Origin of the sequence: Janthinobacterium sp. GW458P (genome assembly GCF_002127585.1) — a bacterium.
GTDB lineage: Bacteria > Pseudomonadota > Gammaproteobacteria > Burkholderiales > Burkholderiaceae_D > Janthinobacterium.
In genome coordinates, this window is record NZ_NEGZ01000034.1 from 22,960 (window position 1) to 36,912 (window position 13,953).

The following is a 13,953-nucleotide window of genomic DNA, read 5'->3' on the forward strand; positions in this document are numbered from 1 at the left end:
AGATTTACGTGTCATTGCCCGCCGCGCCGGGCAAAAAACCCACAGCTGCCGCTTTTCGCGGCGGCGGCAGGGCGAGGTGAGGGGCGCGCAAAAGGTTTACAATATCGGCACTTTACGCCGCCGAACGGGTGGCCGTTCAACCGGATATTGTCAATGACCCAAGCCCTGATCCTCGCATCAAACAACGCCGGCAAGCTCAAGGAATTCAACGAGCTGCTCTCGACCATCGGTTTTTCCGTGCACGCCCAGGGCGAGTACGACGTCCCGGAAAGCGACGAACCGTTCCACACCTTCGTCGAAAACGCCCTGCAAAAGGCGCGCCACGCGTCTCGCCTGACGGGCTTGCCGGCCCTGGCCGACGATTCCGGCGTGTGCGTCAATGCGCTCGGCGGCGCGCCCGGCGTGTACTCGGCCCGCTATGCGGGCGAGCCGAAGTCGGATGCCGCCAACAGCGCCAAGCTGATCGCCGACCTGGAAGCGCATGCCGACAAGTCCGCGTACTACTACTGCGTGCTGGTGTACGTGCGCCATGCGGACGACCCGCAGCCGGTGATCGCCGACGGCCGCTGGAATGGCGAGATGATCGCCTTGCCGCGCGGCAACGGCGGCTTCGGCTACGATCCGCATTTCTATATTCCCGCGCTGGGCAAGTGCGCGGCCGAACTGACGTCCGACGAAAAGAACGCGCTGTCGCACCGTGGCCAGGCCCTGCGCGCGCTGGTGGAAAAGCTGCGATGATCCCGATCAAACTGGTGGGCGCCAAATCTGCAGCCAAGCCCGGCGCCGCCCCGGCGCCGCAGGAAGGCATTTCCGGCGCGGCCGGGGCAGCCCTGAAATACCTGCAGCCGGGCGCGCTGAACCTGACGGCCCTGCCACCGCTGTCGCTGTACATTCACTTTCCGTGGTGCGTGAAAAAATGCCCGTATTGCGACTTCAATTCGCACGAAGTGCGCAGCGACTTGCCGGAAGCCGAATACCTGGCGGCCCTGCGGCTGGACCTGGAAATGGCGCTGCCGCTGATCTGGGGCCGCAAGATCCACACCATCTTCATCGGCGGCGGCACGCCGAGCCTGATGTCGGCGGCGGGGCTGGACCGGCTGATGTCGGACGTGCGCACCCTGCTGCCACTGGAACCCGATTGCGAAATCACCATGGAGGCCAATCCGGGCACCTTCGAGGCCGAGAAATTCAAGTCCTACCGGGCCAGCGGCATCAACCGCCTGTCGATCGGCATCCAGAGCTTCAATGGGCGCCATCTGCAGGCGCTGGGGCGCATCCATGACGACAACGAGGCGCGCCGCGCGGTGGAGATCGCGCACGCCAACTTCGACAATTTCAACCTCGACCTGATGTACGCGCTGCCCACGCAGACCCTGGACGAGGCGCAGCAGGACCTGGAAACGGCGCTGTCGTTCGCGCCGCCGCACCTGTCGCTGTACCACCTGACCCTGGAGCCCAATACGCTGTTCGCCAAGTATCCGCCGGTGCTGCCGGACGACGACGAGAGCGCCGACATCGCCGACATGGTGGCTGCGCGCGCGACGCAGGCGGGCTACGGCCGCTACGAAGTGTCGGCCTACGCGCAGCCGGGCCGCCAGGCGCGCCACAACCGCAATTACTGGGAGTTTGGCGACTATATCGGCATCGGCGCGGGCGCGCATTCGAAAATCTCGTTTCCGCACCGCGTGCTGCGCCAGGCCCGCTACAAGCAGCCGCGCGCCTACATGGACGCGGTATTGGCCGGCAATCCCGTGCAGGAAGAGCGCGAGCTGGCGCGCGAGGAAATGGGCTTCGAGTTCATGCTTAACACGCTGCGCCTGACGCAGGGTTTTTCGCCCAACCTGTTCGCCGAGCGCACGGGGCTGGCCATCAACGCCATCGACAAGCCGCTCGACGCGGCCGAAGCCAAGGGCCTGCTGTACCGCGACCACCAGCTCATCCGCCCGACGGAACGGGGACTGTGCTTCCTGAACGACCTGCAGCAGATGTTCCTGGAAGATTAATGCGTGGCGGCGCGCAGCCGCTGCAGCTTGGCCGCATATAGCGAGTGGTCGCTGCGCGTGGTGCTGTTATCCATGGCCAGCTGCAGCTGCTGGCCCGCCTGCGCCAGCTGGCCCATGCGCGCATAGGCTTGCGCCAGCCAGAAGTGGAATTCGTGGTAGTACGGATCGCGCGCGATTTCGCGCTTGAACAAGCGCACCGCTTCCTGGTAGTCGGCGTTTTTCATGGCCAGCTGGCCCAGACTGAAGAAGTGAAAAGGCGGCTCCGGCTGCAGTGCCAGCAGTTTGCGCCGCATGACTTGCGCTTCGTCCGCGCGTCCCAAACTGTCGAGCGCCTGTGCCATGTTCGATAGCAGCACGGTGTTCGAAGGCGAACGTTCCAGCGCATAGGCCAGCGTACGGCGGGCAGGTTCCAGGTCGCCGTGGCGCAGCTGGATGATGCCCAGTGTGTTCAAGGCGCCGGCAAAGGCGGGGTCTTGCACGATGGCGGCACGGGCAAACCAGTACGCCTGAACGAGGTCGCCAGCGGCCATGTTTTCGGCGGCGCGGTTGTTGAGGTACATCGCCAGGATGGTTTCCTCGCTGATCGTGCGCGTGCGCTGGCCTGTCAGATCCTGGGGCGGCAGGAAGTCGATCAGCAGTTCCGTGTCGACGTCATAATTGCCGCTTTCCTGGGCTATTCGGCGGCCCAGCACCAGGTTGACATGGCCGGCGACAAAGTACATGTCGCCGCTGCGGCTCCAGCTGTCTTCGCCCAGCACCGTCTGATAGCGTACCTCCAGCCCCATTTCCTTGGCCAGTGCGGCCGTCATCAGCACCAGCGACAGGCAGTTTCCGCTGCGCTCATCGAAGGTCTGCGCCGCCGTGCGCGTCATGGCCGCATCGTATTCCAGCTGCAGGCCGGCCTTGTTGTACAGCGCGTTGGCGAGTGCGCGGCGCGGATTCTTGCCGCGCGCCTCGCGCGCGATGTCGATGCGCACATAGCGTTGCATGGCCTCGCTGACGGCAAATGCCTGCTGCGGCTCGACCGGCGTGGCGGGAGGGGCAAAGCTGGTGTCGTTGAACAGGTCGGGCGGCGGCGGCGGGGAGGGCGCGGTGGCGCAGGCGGCCAGGGCCGTGCACAGCAGCAGGGGGAAAAGGAGGCGCAGACGCAATTGCTCTCTGATGCGTATCATGTTCGTGCTCCCGCAGAACGATGCAAGGCGCCCTTGTCCAGCGGCCGGTGGCGCGCCATCCCACCTGAAACAAGTATCCGCGCGCGCCACGCCGCTGTCAAACTCTTTCAAGCGGCGGCGTTGCGCGCCTTAAAACTCTTCCCAGTCCTGGTCGCTTGCGATGTGCGTCGGGGTCTTGCGCACCGGTGGCGCGCTCGGGGCGGCGCTTTGCGGCCTGGCCAGCGGTTTGTGGGCGGGCTGCGGTTTGGCCTGGTGGACGGCGGCCGGGCGCGCCTTACGCGCCGGCTGCGCCGCCACGGCCATGTGTTCGAGCTGGAAGCCGGCCGCCACCTGCGCCAGACGCCCCGCCTGATCCTGCATGCTTTCGGCGGCCGCCGCCGCTTCTTCTACCAGGGCCGCGTTTTGCTGCGTCACCTGGTCCATCTGCGCGATGGCCTGGTTGACCTGGTCGATGCCCATGCTTTGCTCGGCGCTGGCGGCCGTGATCTCGGCCATGATGTCGGTGACGCGGCGCACGCTGTCGACCACTTCGCCCATGGTGCTGCCGGCCTGCTGCACCAGCCGCGTGCCGTTGTTGACCTGTTCCACCGAGTCGCCGATCAGGGCCTTGATTTCGCGCGCCGCCGCCGCCGAGCGCTGCGCCAGGTTGCGCACCTCGGTGGCGACGACGGCAAAGCCGCGCCCCTGTTCGCCGGCGCGCGCCGCTTCGACGGCCGCGTTCAGGGCCAGGATATTCGTCTGGAAGGCGATGCCGTCGATGACGCCGATGATGTCGACGATTTTCGTCGACGCCGTATCGATGGCGCCCATGGTGTCGACCACCTGGCTGACGATGCTGCCGCCCCGCTCGGCCACGCCGGACGCGGCCACCGCCATCTGGTTGGCCTGGCGTGCATTGTCCGCATTCTGCTTCACGGTGCTGGTCAGTTCTTCCATCGACGAGGCCGTCTCTTCCAGCGAGCTGGCTTGCTGCTCCGTGCGCGCCGACAGGTCGGCGTTGCCGGCGGCAATTTCACCTGAAGCCGTGGCGATGGCGTTGGTGCCCGTCTGTACCTCGGAGACGACCTTGCGCAGCGCCTCGTTCATGCCTTGCAGGGCGCGCATCAGGTCGCCAATTTCATCGCTGGCGGCCGGGCCGAAATGCGTGCGCAGGTCGCCGTCGGCCACCGTTTCGGCCACCTTCACGGCCGCCTGCAAGGGCGCGGTGATCGAGCGCGTGATCAGCCAGGCGCAGACGCTGCCCAGCGCCACCACCAGGGCGCACAGCAGCAGCAACAGGGTGAAGCTGCGTTCATTGGCCGCCTCGATGGCGTGCGCCGTGGCGTCGATGGCCTTGCGCTGCTGCGACAGCAGGGCCTTGACGTTGTTCTGGTACCTGGTGGCGGCCGGGGCAAAGCTGTCGCGGTACGTACTTTCCGCCTGGGCCGCGTTGCCGCCCTTGCGCGCGTTCATCACCTGTGTCTTGGCGTCCTGGTATTTGACGCGCTCCTCGATGGAGGCCTTGAAGATGCTTTTTTCCTCCTCGCTGACGAGCAGGGTTTCGATTTGCTTCAGCAGTTCGCCGCCCTGCTTGGTGCTGTCGGCAATGGTCTCGGCAAACACGCTCGACAGGGTTTCATCCGTACTCCTGGCGATCATCGAGGTGCGCGCGATGGCCGAATAAATGAGTACATACCAGTCTGATACCAGACGTTCCTTGGCCAGCGGCTTTTCCATCATTTGCCGGGTCGCTTCGGCATTCGCATGGGCGCTGTACAGCGCGTACGCGGTGGAGGCCACGGAGAGCAGCAGCACCAGCGCGAAACCTGCTGCCAGGCGCGTGCCGATACGAAGGTGGGAGAGAGCGTGCATGGTCGGACTCCTGGCGCAAAGGGAAATTAAATTGCCTGTGCGACATAGTATGCACTGATAAGTGACCAATAGGCGAGGGAAAAGCGCGCTTGTTTTTGCGCCTGTTGCAGTCTCGCCCGTGCTACAGGTCGAACGCCTGGCGCAGGTCCGGCTGCTCGGCCCAGCGGGCGAAGGCGGCCGCCATGCGCTCGCTTTCCGCGATGGCCCGGCGCCAGTCGCGCATGCGCGCCGCGTGGTCCTGGCCGTAATGGGGAAAGTCGCGCCGGTCCGGCAGTTTGCCGTTCGGCAGGCTGGCCACGAAGGCGGGCGAAGGCGAGACGAGGATCATGTTGTCGAATGCGCTGTCGCCGCTGCGCGCGCGGCGCCAGGGCATGGCTTTGTCCAGCCAGCCCGGCACGATATGGTCGGCAAAATGCGGATACAGCACCAGGTCCGGTTCGCGCTGGTAGGGCAGGTGTAAATGATAGTCGACCAGGCCGCCGTCCCAGTAGCGCCCCGGCGGCGCGCCGGCGATGTCCGTCACCGCATCGAGCACCAGCGGGATGGAACCGGAGGCCAGCAAGGCGTCGCGCAGGTTGTCTTGCGCCAGCGGCACGAAATGCGAATGAAAGGCGTCGAAGCGCGAACGCAGCCAGCTGGCGCCGTCCGGCCCGGCATGGAATACCGCGCGTTCGAGCGAAGCGGCCAGACGCGCGCGCGCCACGGCATTGCCGGCGGCGGCCAGCAGGAAGCCGCGCCGGTCGCGCCACTTGCCCGGCTGCGCCAGCGCGCCGATGCCGCGCACGGCCAGCACCGACAGGCTGTGCTGCGCATGCTGCAGCAGTTGCGCATCCTGGCCATCGAGCACGGCGTCGAGCAGGGCGCGGCAGGTGCGGCTGACGTGCGCCGCCCCGGGCTTGTCGGGATAGCGCTGGCCCACGTATGCGCGCACCAGGCGGCGCTGCGCGGCGACCGGGTCGGGGAACACGGCGGCGGCCATGCGCCAGGCGCCGATCGAGGCGCCGACGAAGTGGCGCGGACGCGGCGCCTGCGCCAGGAAATCGCCGAACAGCCAGCAATCGAGCTGGTGCAGGATCAGGCCTTTCGGTCCGCCCGCGGCGGCTGGGACGATGGCGACGTCGAGCGCGCGCAAGCCGTTGTCGGCGATGCGGGCGCGGGCGCGGCGGCCCAGGCGGATGGTGATGGCGGACGAAGTAAGCAACATGCGTGGGCGGCTGGTGGCGGTTGTTTATTGTAGCGCCATTGCGCCCGAGGGCGCTGCCATGCAAAAAGCGGCGCCGTGCACTGCACGGACGCCGCTTTTCTGCGGGGAGAGCCGGCGCTTAACGCAGCGCCGCGATCATCTGCTTCAGCTTGCCGGAATCGACGCAGAAGGCGCGGATGCCTTCGGCCAGTTTTTCCGTCGCCATCGCGTCTTCATTCATCATGAAGCGGAAGGCTTCTTCGTTCAGCGACATTTGCACGATGTTGGTCGATGGCGCCGCTTCGGCGCTCAGCTTGCGCTCCACGGGCGCATCGCTGTCGGCCAGCTTTTGCAGCAGGTCGGGGCTGATGGTGAGCAGGTCGCAGCCGGCCAGTTCGAGGATTTGCGAGGTATTGCGGAAGCTCGCACCCATCACCTCGGTCTTGTAGCCGAACTTGCGGTAGTAATTGTAGATGCGGCGAACCGATTGCACACCCGGGTCTTCCGCGCCCATGTAGTCGATGCCCGTCGATTTCTTGTACCAGTCATAGATGCGGCCGACGAAGGGCGAAATCAGCTGCGCGCCGGCTTCCGCGCAGGCGATGGCCTGGGCCAGCGAGAACAGCAGGGTCATGTTGCAGCGGATGCCTTCCTTTTCCAGGATGGCGGCGGCGCGGATGCCTTCCCAGGTGGAGGCGATCTTGATCAGCACGCGTTCGCGGGCAATGCCGGCGTTCGAATACAGGGCGATCAGGTCGCGGCCCTTGGCGACAGTACCTTCCGTGTCGAACGACAGGCGCGCATCGACTTCGGTGGAGACGCGGCCGGGGATGGTTTGCAGGATTTCCACGCCAAACGCGATCAGCAGGCGGTCGATGATTTCGGCGGTCGAGGCGTTCGGATGGTCGCGCACGGCCTTTTCCAGCAGCGGCTTGTATTCATCCTTCTGCACGGCCTTCAGGATCAGAGAAGGATTCGTCGTCGCGTCGCGCGGCGTGTAGGCCTGGATCGATTGGAAGTCGCCGGTGTCGGCCACCACGGTAGTAAATTGCTTCAGTTGTTCGAGTTGGTTCATGGCTGGACGGGAAAGAGTGAAAGGGCTTGCCGAAGTATTGTACCGAATCCATCGCAGGTGGGACCCACTATTGTCTTGTCTGTGCACTACTTGTTCAATTGAATCTTGCTTTTTTGAGAACTCGCGCATAATTGGCTGAACTTGTTTATTTTGCACATTGTTTTTATAAGCAATATGCGATGCCACCATTCAGATGAAGAGCATCCTTTTGACACAAGATATCGTTAGCGCATTGGCCGCCTTCAACGGCGCGACACGCCTGTATGCATTGTCCATCGGCAAGGATGACCAGGACAGCGGCCTGCTGGTCGAGGCCTTTGCCAGCGATGATCGGCTGCAGGAAGTCGGCGCGCGCGACATCATCGCCTTGTCGGTCAGCGCCCATGTGCCGCTGGCGTCTCTGCTGGGCCAGCCTGCCAGCCTGCATGTCAGCCTGGCCGACGGCACGCGCACGTCCTTTTCCGGCTACATCAGCGCCGCCGCCATGCTTGGCAGCAATGGCGGACTGGCGCGCTACCGGCTGCGCATCACGCCGTGGCTGTGGCTGCTGACGCAGGCGCGTAACAGCCGCGTCTGGCAAGACAAAACCGTGACGGCCATCGTCGACGAAGTATTGCAGGCCTACGCGCCGCACGCACTGTGGCGCTGGAGCGACGAGGTGGCGTCGTTCATGCAGGAAGCGGGCGAACGCAGCTATTGTTGCCAGTACCGCGAGTCGGATTTCGATTTCGTGCGTCGGCTGCTGACGGAAGAGGGGCTGGCCTGGCGGTTTGACGGTCAGACCTTGCTCGTCTTTGCCGACAGCAGCCAGGCTTGCGCCACGCCAGAGGACGCCAGCAGCGCGCAAGGCGGCGGCTTGCGCTTTCATGGCGCGCGCGTGGGCGAGCCGGGTGACAGCGTGCAAGCCTTGCGCGCGCGGCGCAGCCTGCAGGTGGGGCTGAGTAGCGTGCTCAGCTACGATTACAAGGCGAAAAAGGCGGTTGCCGCCAGCGTGCCGACGAATATGATTCTTGGCGGCAAGAACGCGCCGGTGCTGGAAAGCTACGATACGCCGGGCCAGTACTGGTATGCGAATGGCGCCCAGGCGCAGCGCTACGCCCGCTTGCAGATGCAGGCCCACGAAGCGCGCGCCCAGCTGTGGCAAGCCCGTTCGACCGTGCGCACCCTGCGCGCCGGCACGCGCTTTAGCCTGACGCAAGGCCCGTTGCAGCCAGCCGACGGGGCCGCGCCCGAGTATGTCGTGCTGCGCGTGGCCAGCATCGGCGTCAACAACCTGCCGCTGCCGGCGCTGGAAGGACTGGCGGAACTGTTCGGCCCGATACCGGAATTGCTGGAGGAAACCGTGGCAGCGTGGGGCGCAGGGTTTCCCGATTTCGCCGCTGCGATTGCCCAGGCGCAAGCCAGCGGTTACGCCAACTGCATCGATATGATCAGTGCGGCGATTCCGTGGCGTCCGGCGCACGATGACGGCGAGGCGCGCCAGCATGCCACGCCGACGGCCCTGGGCAGCCAGAGCGCCATCGTCGTCGGCGCCGATGGCAATGACGCGGCCAGCGGCGCCGATGAAATTTACTGCGACAAGCTGGGCCGGGTGCGCATCCGCTTTCACTGGCAGCAAGAGACTGGCGCAACGTGCTGGGTGCGGGTGGCGCAGCGCGCCGCCGGCGGCGGCATGGGCAGCCAGTTTTTGCCGCGCATCGGCCAGGAAGTGCTGGTGCAATTCCTGGAAAACGATATCGACCGGCCCGTCATCGTCGGCGCCCTGTACAACGGCCAGGGCGAGGGCGGCACCGTACCCACGCCGGGCGGCATGGCGCGCGATCAGAGCGACGCCGGCGTGTTCCAGCCGGCGCACGACCACGCCATCGCGGGCCAGGGCAATGTGGCGGGCGGCAACAGTCCGCTGTGGCATGGCGCCGCGGGCGCCAGCGCGGCGCACCGCAATGGAGCGGCGCAATGGGGCATCCGCAGCAAGGAATTCGGCAAGGCGGGCAGCGCGGCCGGCTACAACCAGCTGCTGTTCGACGACACCGACCAGCAGGGCCGCATCCAGCTGAAAAGCAGCCATGCGGCCAGCGAACTGAACCTGGGCCACTTGATCCATGGCGCCGACAATTACCGTGGCAGCCTGCGCGGTGCCGGCGCCGAGTTGCGCACCGATGCGTATGGCGTGGTGCGCGCCAGGGCCGGCCTGCTGGTAAGCAGCTATGTGCTCCGGCACGACGCCGCGCAACGCGATCCGGCCGGCGACAACGCCGCCGGCATTGCCCTGCTGAAACAGGCTGTGCTGTTGGGCGACACATTCAGCGCTGCCGCCAAGACGCATCAAACGGTGGCCTACGCCAGCCACATCGGCGCCAGCGCAGCAAACGCCAGCGCGCTCGATGGCCAGGCTGCGCCCTTGAAAGCGATGCTGGCCAGCGTTTCCGGCATGCATGAACAGTTGCCGCACACAAAGGACGCCATCATCGCGATCGCCGCCAGGGCCGGACTGGGCGTTGTCGCGGGGCAAGACATGCAACTGGCCAGCGGCGAAACCGTCACCATGATGAGCGGCCAGGATACCCAGTTCACCGGTGGCGGCCAGTGGCGCGTGCACGCGGGCCAGGCCATCGGCGTGCTGGGCGGCGCCGTCAAGGCCGGCGAGGGGGATGCCGGGGTGCAACTGATCTCGGCCCAGGGCGCCATCGACGCGCAGGCGCAGGCCGACGTGCTCAACGTGCAGGCGCGCGAAGAGGTCAACGTCATCAGTGCCAATGCGCATGTGGACTGGGCGGCGGCGAAAAGCATCCGCCTGTCGACGGCGGGCGGCGCGAATATCACCATCGAAGGCGGCAATATCACGATCCAGTGTCCGGGCAAGATCACGGTGCATGCGGGCAAGAAGAGTTTTATCGGGCCGACACGGCTCGCTTATCCATTGCCGGCGCTGCCTGCGAGCGTCTGCAAGGCGTGTCTGCTGGCCGCGTTGCGTAGCGGTAGTCCGTTTGTTGCACCCACGGCAGCCTAGAAAAGGAGCCCTGATGTACTTTGCCATCGATATTCCTGACGCGGCAGTACCCGACTTGATCGCGCAGCAACTGCTGGCCTTGCGCTCGGAGGCGGCAGCGGCGAACGGCAGCCAGCCCTTGCACCTGCTGGCGCTGCTCGACGGCGCTTGCGATGAGGAGTTTTTCACCAAGCGCTACCCGAGCCGCTTGCGGCGCCAGTCGCTGTATGCGCACACCTCGCTGCAAAACTTCAAGAGCGCCGCACCGCATTTAATGGCGGCGCCATCGACAGGCAGCGAGCAGGCTGCGTGGCTGCAGCGCCTGTTTTCGCTGTGCGCAGGCAAGCCCATGCTCAGCATCATCGCCAGCACGCTCGATATCGGCCAGCTGGAGCAGCATTTGCGCCCCTATTTGATTGCCATCACGCCAGACACCGTCGAATGGCCCGTGCGCTGGGCCGATACGCGCATATTGCCGGCCCTGCTGGCAGCCTTGACTGAAACGCAGTCTGCGCATTTGCTGAGCCCCATCTACCGCTGGTGGTCGCTGCGGCGCGATGGTTCGTTGGTCAGTTGGCAGGGCACGGCAGAGGCCAAGCCCGCCCCTGCGGAATTTGATAAATTCCCCCTCAGCGACACCGCCTTTGCCTCCCTGGTGGATATCGCCGAAGCCGACGCCATCCTGGCCAATCTGCATGATGTGCAGCCGGACCTGTTTCATTCCGGCACCCCAGCCGAGTGCCACGCGCGCGTGGCGCGGCATTTACTAGTGGCAAGCGCCAGCGGCATCGAGGCGGCAGGCCAGCGTCAGCATTTCAGCGCCCTGGCCTTGATGCTGGCCGATGATTTTACCTTGCATCCGGCGATGGCCAGCCTGTTGCGGCGCACGCGCCAGGGAGCGAGTTACCTGTCCGAGCTCGACACGCTGCCCGACGATTTCTGGCAGGCGCGCTCGGCTGCCTAGCCTTGTTTCTTCGACTGCTTACTTTGATAAAAGGAAAAATGATGAAATGGATTATGTATCTTGGCACTGTCTTGCTGCTGAGCGGCTGCGCCCTCAAGGCCAGGCAGGTTGATGAGGCCGGTCCAAGGACTACCGCGACGGCGCAGGTGGGTATTGTCAACCATACGGGGAAGTATATTTATTCCGCATCGGTTGATGGGGCGGGAGGGGGGAATATGGCCAGATGGGGTGCGGGGCTTGCCAATATTTGTTGCACATCCATTCCGAGAATGTGGTATCCGGGAATGAAAGTCTTGGTGCGGTGGAATATGCCTGAAGGGCATACCGATGTTATCAAAGAGAAAATGGTGGAAGTGGAAAAATATGATAGACCAGGAGATATTTATATGCATTTTTTTGAGAATGACGAGGTGAGAGTGGTTGTGTCAAATGCTGGAGGGCCTAGCAAAATTCATCCTATTCTTCATTCCGGAAAACCTGCCAATATCCCTTGATATTATGATCAGTGAAACTCCTAATTCAGCGCCGTTTCCCGTCGATTTTTTTCTTAAACCGTCGACGCCAGAGCAATCCAAAATTACCAAGGTGGCATGTGATAATAAAGATAGCTTGCCGTGCAGTATTCCAGTGAGGGTTGGAATTTTCTTTGATGGAACCAATAATAACCTGGAGCGCGATAGGAATGGGGTTAGGACAGGCGTGCTCGATCCGAGAACGAAGAAGCCTGCCCCTATAAATAATGTTGTGATAGACGCCAATGAAGCCAGTCATAGTAATGTGGCGCGTTTATTTTCGGCATATCCTGGTAATAAAACAAAAAATGGATATTTCTCATATTATATTCCTGGTGTTGGGACGCCATTTAAGGAAATTGGTGAGTTGACTGAATCGGATGAGGGGAAGGCTTTTGCCAAAGGAGGGCAGCCGCGGATTATATGGGGATTGTTGCAGGTTTTAAATGCAATTCATCGAGTAATATATGGGAGTGATACGCCATTATATGAAACAGATAAGGCTGGCGAACTTGCCCGTACTTATGATAATGACGTAGGCCACGAAAAGGTAGCGCATCCCTCAACCGGCAGGGAGCGCTTCATGACTCACTCTGACTGGTTCGCTGAGCATATCGAAAAGTTAAAAGCCGCGATGGCGGCACAACCCAAGCCGCATATCCCATCGCTGACCCTGTCCGTGTTTGGTTTTTCGCGTGGCGCCGCCGAAGCGGTGGCGTTTTGCCAGCTGTTTGCCGATTTGCTCACGCCGGGCAAAGGTGAGGGGCAGGAGTTTGCTGGCATTCCGGCCAGCATCGATTTTCTTGGCGTCTTTGACACGGTGGCAACCGTGGGCAGCTCGGCGTCTGTAGCGAAAACCACGATCGCGCCTGGCGCGATGTTCGATGGCCATTGGGCCTGGGCTAATGAATTGCTCAAGCCGTTGCCGCCCTGCGTCCAGGCAGGCTTGCATTGTATTGCCACGCATGAGCAGCGCATGAATTTTCCCGTCACGTGCCTGACAGGGAAAATCGAGGAAGTGTATTTTCCTGGCGTGCACTCGGACGTGGGAGGCGGCTATGGTCCGGGCGAGCAGGGAAAGGGGCGTGGCGGACAAGCGGCCTTGCTGTCGCAAATTCCGCTGGCGCATATGTTCAAGGAGGCGCGCCTCAAGGGCGTGCCCTTGATACCGTTCAGCGAACTGGAACTTCGCGATCAGGATGATTTCCAGGTCAGTCAAGAGCTTGCCAAGGCATGGGAAGCATATACCGCCGAGCTTAACAAGCAAGGCGGCTTGCTGAGCAAGCACATGGAGCTGTATTACCGCTGGCGCGCCGCGCGCGTCAAGACACTGGAAGCTACGGCCAGCTTCAAGGCGGCCAGCGCGCAGGAGCGGGAGGATCTGGGATCCTACAACCGCTTGCTGGCAGGCGATCTGGAAGCGCTGCGCGCGCGCAAAGCCTTCCGTCATGGCGATGAGGGCCAGCCGTTCAGCGCCCGGGATATTGCGCGCATCAACCACTGGCAATATTATCGGGCTCAAAACCACACGCCCTTGGACAAATGGGAAGAATTTGCGCTCGACATATTCGATCACCCCAAACCGCTGCCGCCCGAAGTGATGCGTTTTTTTGACGACTATGTGCATGATTCCCTGGCCGGATTTTATATGGCTGGCGAAGTGACGGAATACGACAAGCGGGCCAGGATCGCCTCGTTCGCCAATAAACCGCCTAAAGACGGCTTTTATAAACGCGCGTATGAACTGAGCCGGAAGACGGAAGCCGCGCAACTGAAACAAAAGAATGGCGAAGCATTGACGCCGGAAGAGGAAGCGCTGGTCAAGGAAGCGCAGTATGGCACTCCCTATCCTATCCGTACGGATGCCGACAGCGCCGACATGCGTAGCAGGCTGATCACCACGCAAACCTATACACGGCGCGAGGGTGGCGGCTATATCTTGCGCCGAGGCTATTACCCGCAAAGCGGCTTCTTCCGGAAAAGCGTGCACGAAAACGAGCTGCAGCGTATGCCGACGGCCGGTATCCAGGCGAAAGATGCACCCGAAGAATTCGTGTGGAGCGAAAACTTAACACAGGATATTGCGCAAGCCAGACTCGATGAAGAGATTTACCTGGCGCAGCAGCGCTCTGCAGAGCGGATCAATGCGCTCGCATAGGGCGTGACTTCAGCGCGGTTGAAGCAGGGTGGACTCATCCGCCGGT

General features: G+C 63.2%; 10 protein-coding genes. 6 read left to right on the plus strand and 4 right to left on the minus strand.

Going from position 1 to position 13,953, the window contains the following annotated elements; all coding sequences use genetic code 11:
- The first annotated feature begins 153 nt into the window (after positions 1-153).
- Both rdgB and hemW read left to right on the plus strand, forming a co-directional pair.
- Positions 154-738 carry an RdgB/HAM1 family non-canonical purine NTP pyrophosphatase gene (gene rdgB / locus CBW50_RS18255; RefSeq protein ID WP_086146869.1) on the plus strand — a complete coding sequence of 195 codons (585 nt, stop codon included), beginning with the start codon at positions 154-156 and terminating at the stop codon, positions 736-738.
- Positions 735-2,003, plus strand: coding sequence for a radical SAM family heme chaperone HemW (gene hemW, locus CBW50_RS18260; RefSeq protein WP_086146870.1), 1,269 nt, complete (start codon positions 735-737; stop codon positions 2,001-2,003). Before rdgB ends, hemW begins: the two co-directional genes overlap by 4 nt.
- Here the strand turns inward: hemW and CBW50_RS18265 are convergent.
- The 4 genes from CBW50_RS18265 to tal all read right to left on the minus strand — a co-directional run bounded on the left by CBW50_RS18265 (position 2,000) and on the right by tal (position 7,284).
- Positions 2,000-3,175, minus strand: coding sequence for a tetratricopeptide repeat protein (locus CBW50_RS18265; protein WP_086146871.1), 1,176 nt, complete (start codon positions 3,173-3,175; stop codon positions 2,000-2,002). The two genes, hemW and CBW50_RS18265, sit on opposite strands and share 4 nt — an antisense overlap.
- A gap of 129 nt (positions 3,176-3,304) precedes the next feature.
- Positions 3,305-5,026 carry a methyl-accepting chemotaxis protein gene (locus CBW50_RS18270; RefSeq protein ID WP_086146872.1) on the minus strand — a complete coding sequence of 574 codons (1,722 nt, stop codon included), beginning with the start codon at positions 5,024-5,026 and terminating at the stop codon, positions 3,305-3,307.
- A 121-nt stretch (positions 5,027-5,147) separates the two neighbouring features.
- Positions 5,148-6,230 carry a patatin-like phospholipase family protein gene (locus tag CBW50_RS18275; RefSeq protein ID WP_086146873.1) on the minus strand — a complete coding sequence of 361 codons (1,083 nt, stop codon included), beginning with the start codon at positions 6,228-6,230 and terminating at the stop codon, positions 5,148-5,150.
- Positions 6,231-6,348: 118 nt separating this feature from the next.
- The gene (tal, locus tag CBW50_RS18280; RefSeq protein WP_086146874.1) at positions 6,349-7,284 is read right to left on the minus strand and encodes a transaldolase; all 936 of its coding nucleotides are present in this window, start codon (positions 7,282-7,284) and stop codon (positions 6,349-6,351) included.
- A 193-nt stretch (positions 7,285-7,477) separates the two neighbouring features.
- Between tal and CBW50_RS18285 the strand changes: the two genes are divergently transcribed.
- The 4 genes from CBW50_RS18285 to CBW50_RS18300 are packed head-to-tail and all read left to right on the plus strand — an operon-like array spanning position 7,478 to position 13,907.
- Positions 7,478-10,294: a type VI secretion system Vgr family protein gene (locus tag CBW50_RS18285; RefSeq protein ID WP_086146875.1), complete on the plus strand. Its 2,817-nt coding sequence runs from the start codon at positions 7,478-7,480 to the stop codon at positions 10,292-10,294.
- Positions 10,295-10,307: 13 nt separating this feature from the next.
- Complete coding sequence (locus CBW50_RS18290; RefSeq protein WP_086146876.1) at positions 10,308-11,237, plus strand: DUF4123 domain-containing protein; 930 nt, start codon at positions 10,308-10,310, stop codon at positions 11,235-11,237.
- A gap of 38 nt (positions 11,238-11,275) precedes the next feature.
- Positions 11,276-11,731 carry a DUF3304 domain-containing protein gene (locus CBW50_RS18295; protein WP_086146877.1) on the plus strand — a complete coding sequence of 152 codons (456 nt, stop codon included), beginning with the start codon at positions 11,276-11,278 and terminating at the stop codon, positions 11,729-11,731.
- On the plus strand, positions 11,667-13,907 hold the full coding sequence (locus CBW50_RS18300; RefSeq protein WP_226935373.1) for a DUF2235 domain-containing protein: 2,241 nt from the start codon (positions 11,667-11,669) through the stop codon (positions 13,905-13,907). Before CBW50_RS18295 ends, CBW50_RS18300 begins: the two co-directional genes overlap by 65 nt.
- The last annotated feature ends 46 nt before the right edge of the window (positions 13,908-13,953 follow it).

Coding starts and splice junctions, on each gene's coding strand:
- rdgB (WP_086146869.1), top strand. CDS start 154: ATGACCCAAGCCCTGATCCTCGCATCAAACAACGCCGGCAAGCTCAAG.
- hemW (WP_086146870.1), top strand. CDS start 735: ATGATCCCGATCAAACTGGTGGGCGCCAAATCTGCAGCCAAGCCCGGC.
- CBW50_RS18265 (WP_086146871.1), bottom strand. CDS start 3,175: ATGATACGCATCAGAGAGCAATTGCGTCTGCGCCTCCTTTTCCCCCTG.
- CBW50_RS18270 (WP_086146872.1), bottom strand. CDS start 5,026: ATGCACGCTCTCTCCCACCTTCGTATCGGCACGCGCCTGGCAGCAGGT.
- CBW50_RS18275 (WP_086146873.1), bottom strand. CDS start 6,230: ATGTTGCTTACTTCGTCCGCCATCACCATCCGCCTGGGCCGCCGCGCC.
- tal (WP_086146874.1), bottom strand. CDS start 7,284: ATGAACCAACTCGAACAACTGAAGCAATTTACTACCGTGGTGGCCGAC.
- CBW50_RS18285 (WP_086146875.1), top strand. CDS start 7,478: ATGAAGAGCATCCTTTTGACACAAGATATCGTTAGCGCATTGGCCGCC.
- CBW50_RS18290 (WP_086146876.1), top strand. CDS start 10,308: ATGTACTTTGCCATCGATATTCCTGACGCGGCAGTACCCGACTTGATC.
- CBW50_RS18295 (WP_086146877.1), top strand. CDS start 11,276: ATGATGAAATGGATTATGTATCTTGGCACTGTCTTGCTGCTGAGCGGC.
- CBW50_RS18300 (WP_226935373.1), top strand. CDS start 11,667: ATGCTGGAGGGCCTAGCAAAATTCATCCTATTCTTCATTCCGGAAAAC.